This is a genomic window from Methylobacterium sp. WL6 (assembly GCF_008040095.1).
In the GTDB taxonomy this organism is placed as follows: Bacteria; Pseudomonadota; Alphaproteobacteria; order Rhizobiales; family Beijerinckiaceae; genus Methylobacterium.
In genome coordinates this window covers 1-6,863 of record NZ_VRVH01000248.1, presented here as the reverse complement: position 1 = coordinate 6,863, position 6,863 = coordinate 1, and the positions used below count along the sequence as shown (strand labels likewise).

Annotated in this window: 5 protein-coding genes; all 5 read right to left on the bottom strand. The window is 71.3% G+C overall.

Annotation, left to right across the window (positions count from 1 at the left end):
- Nucleotides 1–26: 26 nt before the first annotated feature.
- On the bottom strand, nt 27–1,118 hold the full coding sequence (locus tag FV230_RS22310; protein ID WP_147843960.1) for a catalase family protein: 1,092 nt from the start codon (nt 1,116–1,118) through the stop codon (nt 27–29).
- Nucleotides 1,119–1,237: 119 nt separating this feature from the next.
- Entirely contained in the window at nt 1,238–2,788 is a 1,551-nt protein-coding gene (rpoN, locus tag FV230_RS22305; RefSeq protein ID WP_147843959.1) for an RNA polymerase factor sigma-54, read from the bottom strand.
- A gap of 411 nt (nt 2,789–3,199) precedes the next feature.
- Nucleotides 3,200–4,822, bottom strand: coding sequence for an ABC-F family ATP-binding cassette domain-containing protein (locus FV230_RS22300; protein ID WP_147843958.1), 1,623 nt, complete (start codon nt 4,820–4,822; stop codon nt 3,200–3,202).
- 70 nt (nt 4,823–4,892) lie between these two features.
- Nucleotides 4,893–5,246 (bottom strand): hypothetical protein, encoded by a 354-nt coding sequence (locus tag FV230_RS22295; protein WP_187274913.1) that lies wholly within the window; start codon nt 5,244–5,246, stop codon nt 4,893–4,895.
- Nucleotides 5,247–5,342: 96 nt separating this feature from the next.
- Nucleotides 5,343–6,863: efflux RND transporter permease subunit (locus tag FV230_RS22290; protein ID WP_147843956.1), on the bottom strand; the 1,521-nt coding region annotated here is incomplete at its 5' end.

Genomic DNA, 6,863 nt, shown 5'->3' with positions numbered 1-6,863 from the left:
GCCCGATCCACGAGCCGGCCGGCGCGTCACCCGCCCGCTCGGTCGCCGCCGGCCGGCTCGTGGATCGGGCAGCCGTTGAAGCGCTCGCGGAACGCGGCCGAGTGCTTGTAGGGCGCGTTGCGCGCCCGGTTGATGTTGCCGAGCGGCCGGTGCGCGGCGAGCCCGGTCCAGACGCTGAAGCGCATGCCCTCGTCGACCGCCTGCACCCGGCCCGGCTCCCAGCTGTCCTGCGGCCGGACGGTGATCAGGCCGACCCGCTGGAACGGCGCCTCCGCCTCGTCCCACTCCACCGTCGGATCCTCCACCGGCTGGCGTTCGAGGTCGCGGCAGAGCTGGACCCGGAACTCCCACACGCCCTCGATGCCCCGCATCTCGGACTGGACCGTCTCGCGGATCGCGTTCGGTCGCCCCGAGGCGTCGATCTCGGTGCCGGTGAGCGCGGTCAGCGCCGGGGCGACGGGGGCGACCGAGAACTTCGCGATGTGGTCGCCGTACCGGAACGGGGTGACGCTGTAGTAGGTCTCGCCGAGCGGATCGACGTTCGGTGCGCCGCCGAGCGCGCCGATGGTCGGGCTGTCGATGCCGACCGCGTGCAGCGCCTTGTTGACCCCGCGCAGCACGGTGGAGGCGGCGACCTTCAGGCCCTCGGCCCGGTCGGTGGTGCCGGCGAGCAGCTTCAGGCTGCCCAGGAACTTGTCGGCGTTCGGCGCCTGGAACACCTTGCCGTTGACGAAGATGAAGTTCTGCGTGGTGCCCTCGGCGTCGGGCAGCCGCTCGCCCGCGACGTCGAGCACCTTCAGAGCGAGGCCCCGCGGCAGCGAGACGGCGTCGGGCAGGATGTCGCCCGCGTTCGTCGAGAGCCGCAGGTAGACCTTGTGCTCGCCGGGCGTGGCGAACAGGCCCTGCGCCAGCTCGGGCGGCAGGTCCGCGTCGATCCTGAGCACGCCCTCGAGGATGCCGTGCGCCTTGGCGTGGACGGAGCGCACCGCGTGCCCGGAATCCTCGGCCACCGTCTTGAGGATGGTGTCGAAGGTCTCGTTGAGCTTGTCGATCGTCCGCCCTTCCTCGACGGTCACGGTCTCGACGTCAGGATTGTAGTGAACCGGGCTCGCGAGCATGCAACGTCTCCTGAACTTGCTTGCGCACAACCAATCATGTCCGGATCCGTTCCTGGTTCGAGCCTCGGATCCAGGCTATAGGCCGCCGCGGACGGCGCACGCGACCGGTTCGCGGGCTCTCAGCGCGCCATCATCGCCCCGGGCTGCATCCCGCCCTGCGCATAGCGCTCGCGCCGGCGCTCGATCGAGGACGGGATCCGCAGCGATTCCCGGTACTTCGCCACCGTGCGGCGGGCGATGTCGACGCCCTCGCCGCGCAGCTTCTGCACCAGGGCGTCGTCGGAGAGCACGTCGTCCGAGGTCTCGCCGTCGACGAGCTGCTTGATGCGGTGGCGCACGGCTTCCGAGGAATGCGCGGCGGTGCCCGCCGCGCCCGGGATCGCGGCGGTGAAGAAGTACTTCATCTCCAGGGTGCCGCGGCTGGTGCCGATCGCCTTGTTGGAGGTGACGCGCGAAACGGTGGATTCGTGCATCCCGATCGCCTCGGCGACCGTCTTCAGGTTCAGCGGCCGCAGGTGCGCGACGCCGTGGACGAAGAACCCGTCCTGCTGGCGCACGATCTCGGTGGCGACCTTGAGGATCGTGCGCGCGCGCTGCTCCAGGCTCCGGGTGAGCCAGTTCGCGGTCTGCAGGGCCTCGGAGAGGAAGGCCTTGTCCCCCTCGGCCTTCGCACCCCGGACCACGCGGGCGTAGTAGCTCTGGTTGACCAGCACCCGCGGCAGCGCCTCGCCGTTCAGCTCCACCAGCCAGGAGCCGTCGGGGGCCGCGCGCACGAACACGTCGGGGATCAGCACCTCGACGCCGCTGGAGCCGAAGGCCCGCCCGGGCTTGGGGTCGAGCCGGCGGATCTCGGCCAGCATCTCGACGAGGTCCTCGTCGTCGACGCCGCACAGGCGCCGCAGCGCCGAGAAATCGCGCTTGGCCACGAGGTCGAGGCGGGAGACCAGCGCCTGCATCGCCGGGTCGAACCGGTTCTGCTCGCGCAGCTGGATCGCCAGGCACTCGGCGAGGTCGCGCGCGGCGATGCCGGCCGGATCGAAGCTCTGGACGAGCTTGAGCATGCCCGCCACCCGGTCGAGGGAGGCGCCGAGGCGCTCGGCCACCGCGTCGATCGATTCGCGCAGGTATCCGGCCTCGTCCACCGCATCGATCAGGAAGCCGCCGATCAGCCGGTCGGTGGCGTCGCGGGTGGCGAGGTCGAGCTGGCGGCCGAGATGCTCGCGCAGGGAGGTCTCGACGGTGAGCGTCGCCTCGAAGTCCGGCGCCTCCGAATCGAAGCTGCCGCCGGTGCTGCCGTAGGGCGCGGGCGTCAGCGAGAGCATGTCGCCGGTGGCCGCCTCGCGGATCGGGCTCGGCGCGTCGTCGGGATAGACGTTGTCGAGGCGGGCGTCGAAATCGCCGTCGATCTCGCCGCGGTCCGGGTCGACCTCGGCAGCGGTCCACTCGGCGGCGCCCTCAAAGGTCTCGGCGGCGGGTTCCGCGCCCTCGGCCGGCCCCTCGGACGGCTCGGCCTCGGCGCGCTCCAGGAGCGGGTTGCGCTCCAGCTCGGCGTCGACGTAGGCCGCGAGATCGAGCTGGGAGAGTTGGAGAAGCTTGATCGCTTGCAGAAGCTGCGGTGTCATCACCAGGGACTGGCCCTGGCGCATTTCCAGCCGTTGCAGCAAACTCATCGCGTGGCCTCGGTCCTCTTCGGTGAACAGGCCGCGCCCCGCGTTATTACGCTATAGGCACGGTTCTTGCTTAAGCCCTAGTGAAACGCTGTAAACCGATCCCGGCCGCGCGTCAAAGCGTGATGGCCGGTCGTCGCGTTGGTTCGGGGGACGGTGGCACCGGCGCCACAGCCACGGGGGGCGCCCGTCCCGCTCGCCGACCCGGACGCGCACGAAGGCCTCGCGCGCCGAAGCGGCGCGATCCGGCTCGGGAATCGTGCGGCTCGGCCGGCCGGCGGGGGCGCGGTTCGGCACTCGCGCATGCGGCGATCGGGGGCGATGGCCGCCACCCTGCAGCCGTCGCCAGGGCGGCGCGGGACGTCGCGGATGCGGTCGAGGCGCCGCAGCTCGTGCCGCGCTCCGGTCCCGTGCTCAGCTGCGCAGGCCGGGCGCCTCCTGGCCCGTGCGGGCGACGTACTCGGTGTAGCCGCCGCCGTACTGGTGGATGCCGTCGGGCGTGAGCTCGAGCACCCGGTTCGAGAGCGCGGCCAGGAAGTGGCGGTCGTGGCTCACGAACAGCATCGTGCCCTCGTAAGCGGAGAGCGCGTCGATCAGCATCGCCTTGGTGCCGATGTCGAGGTGGTTGGTCGGCTCGTCGAGCACCAGGAAGTTCGGCGGGTCGAACAGCATCTTGGCCATCACCAGCCGCGCCTTCTCGCCGCCCGAGAGCACCCGGCAGCGCTTCTCGACGTCGTCGCCCGAGAACCCGAAGCAGCCGGCGAGCGCGCGCAGGGAGCCTTGGCCGGCCTGCGGAAAGGTGCTCTCCAGGTCCTGGAACACGGTGAGGTCGCCGTCGAGCAGGTCCATGGCGTGCTGGGCGAAGTAGCCGAGCTTGACGCTGCCGCCGACCGCCACCGTGCCGTCGTCGGGCTGGGCCGAGCCCGTCACGAGCTTCAGCAGCGTCGACTTGCCGGCGCCGTTGACCCCCATCACGCACCAGCGCTCGCGCCGGCGGATGCCGAAATCGAGGTTTTGGTAGATCGTGCGGCTGCCGTAGCGCTTGTGCACGCCCTTCAGCATCACGACGTCGTCGCCCGAGCGCGGCGCCGGCTGGAACTCGAACGCCACCGATTGGCGCCGCTTCGGCGGCTCGACGCGCTCGATCTTGTCGAGCTTCTTCACCCGGCTCTGCACCTGGGCGGCGTGGCTCGCCCGCGCCTTGAAGCGCTCGATGAACTTGATCTCCTTGGCGAGCATCGCCTGCTGGCGCTCGAACTGCGCCTGCTGCTGGCTCTCGTTGAGTGCGCGCTGCTGCTCGTAGAAGGCGTAGTCGCCCGAGAAGGTGGTCAGCGTGCCGCCGTCGATCTCGATCACCTTGCCGACGATGCGGTTCATGAACTCGCGGTCGTGCGAGGTCATCAGCAGCGCGCCCTCGAACCCCTTGAGGAAGGATTCGAGCCAGATCAGGCTCTCGATGTCGAGGTGGTTGGAGGGCTCGTCGAGGAGCATCACGTCCGGGTTCATCAGCAGGATGCGGGCAAGCGCCACGCGCATCTTCCAGCCGCCGGACAGCTTGCCGACGTCCCCGTCCATCATCTCCTGGGAGAAGCTCAGGCCGGCCAGCACCTCGTAGGCCCGGCCTTCGAGCGCGTAGCCGTCGAGCTCCTCGAAGCGCGCCTGGACCTCGCCGTAGCGGGCGATCAGCGCGTCCATCTCGTCGGCCCGGTCGGGATCGGAGAACGCCGCCTCCAGCGCCTTCATCTCCAGGCCGACGGCGCTGACCGGGCCGGCGCCGTCCATCACCGCCGAGACGACGCTGCAGCCCGACATCTCGCCGACGTCCTGGCTGAAGTAGCCGATGGTGACGCCGCGATCGGTGGCGACCTGGCCCTCGTCGGGCTCCTCCTCGCCGGTGATCATCCGGAACAGGGTGGTCTTGCCGGCGCCGTTGGGGCCGACGAGGCCGATCTTCTCGCCCTTCTGCAGGGCGGCGGACGCCTCGATGAAGACGATCTGCCGGCCGTTCTGCTTGCCGATCTTTTCGAGGCGTATCATGCGGTCAGGGACCCTCGGGATGGTCCCGCGGGCCTTACGGCATCGGGCCCGCGACCGGAAGGGCGCCGGGCTATCGCGCGAAGCGGGCCTGCAGGCTGTGCCCGTGCATCCGCGCCGAGAACACCACCTTGGCGCCGGCGGGCAGCGGCCCCTTGAGCGCGCCGACCATGCGGTTCGGCGCGGCGCCGGCGAGCGGCACCGTCTCGGTCCCGGCCCCGGTCTGGACGAAGGCCTTGCCCGTCAGCCCCGCGGTCGCGGCCGGGCCGCCGTCGTCGTCGGTGACGAAGAACGTCAGCGCGGTCTCCGAGGCGACGAGCTCGATCGGATGCCCGTCCGCCACCACCACGACGCCGCCGTTCGGGCCGGCGGCGCGGGCCGGGGCGGCGAGGGCGAGGAGGAGGGCGATGGCGAGGACGGGGCGCATGGTCGGCTCCTGGGTTTTACGGGGTGGCGACATTGGTTCAGCAGGACTAGGTGCGTCTTCCCTCCCCCGCAGAGGGGGGAGGGAAGTGACGCACCGTCAAAACGCATCGGCCGTCGCAACCCCGGTCGGCGCCTCCGCCCGGGCGGCGGCGCGCAGGCGCTCCACCGGCCGGCGGCCGAAGCCGAGGAACAGGATCGGCGTCAGCACCGTGTCGAGCAGCGTCGCGCTGATCAGGCCGCCGAAGATCGTCACGGCGACCGGGTGCAGGATCTCCTTGCCGGGCGCGTCGGCGCCGACGAGCAGCGGCGCCAGCGCGATGCCGGCGGCGAGCGCGGTCATCAGCACCGGCGTCAGCCGCTCCAGGCTGCCGCGAATCACGAGGTCCGGCCCGAACGGCAGGTCCTCGTGGATCGCGAGGTTCAGCCAATGGCTGATCTTGAGGATGCCGTTGCGCGTCGCGATGCCAGTCAGGGTGATGAAGCCGATCATCGAGGCGACCGAGAGCGGCTGCCCGGCGAGCCACAGGGCGACCACCGAGCCGATCAGCGCCAGCGGGATGCTGCCGAGGATGATCAGCGTCAGCACGGCCGAGCGGTAGCGGCCGTAGAGCAGGGTGAAGACCAGCGCCAGCGACACGAGCGAGAGCAGGCCGATGGTGCGCGCCGCCTCGCCCTGCGCCTGGAACGCGCCTTCGAGGCTGGTCGCGTACCCGGCCGGCCACCGGGTCGCATCCACCTGCTGGCGGATGGCGGCGGCGACCCGGCCCATGTCGGCGCCGGGCGCGGTGTTGGCCTGGACGACGATGCGCCGGCGCGCGTTCTCGCGAAGGATCTGGTTCGGGCCGTCGGTCTCGCGGATGTCGGCGATCTGGCGGGCCGGCACCCAGCCGGAGGGCGTCTCGACCAGGAGGTCGCCGAGCGCCTGGGTGGTGCGCTGGGTGTCGGAGAGCCGCATCACCACGTCGAAGCGGCGGATGCCGTCGACCACGCGCGAGACCACCTGGCCGTTCGACAGCCGGCTCAGCTGGTCCACGAGCGCCGCCGGCTGCACCCCGTACAGGGCGGCCCGCGCATAGTCGACGCGGACCTCGAGCTGCGGGATCAGCACCTGCTTCTCGACCTGCAGGTCGGCGATGCCGGGGATCGCGGACAGGCGCTGGCGCAGGTCGTCGGCGAGGCGCCGCAACGTATCGAGGTCGTCGCCGAAGATCTTCAGCGCGATCTCGGCGCGCACCCCCGAGAGCATATGGTCGAGCCGGTGCGAGATCGGCTGGCCGACGTTGACGGAGACCGGCAGCAGGGCGAGGCGGGCGCGGATGTCGGCGACGAGGGCGTCCTTGGGCCGGGCGCCGGGCTTCAGGTCGACCTCGAGGTCGGAGGAGTGGACGCCCTCGGCATGCTCGTCGAGCTCGGCCCGGCCGGTGCGGCGGCCGACCGAGCGTACGTCCGGGATCTCGAGGAGCAGGCGCTCGGCCACCAGCCCCATCCGGTTGCTCTCGGGCAGCGAGATGCCGGGGTTGAACGCCATGTTGACGGTGAACGAGCCCTCGTTGAACGGCGGCAGGAAGGCGCGCGGCAGCCACGTCGCCGCGACGGCGGCGGCCGCGACCGCGAGCCC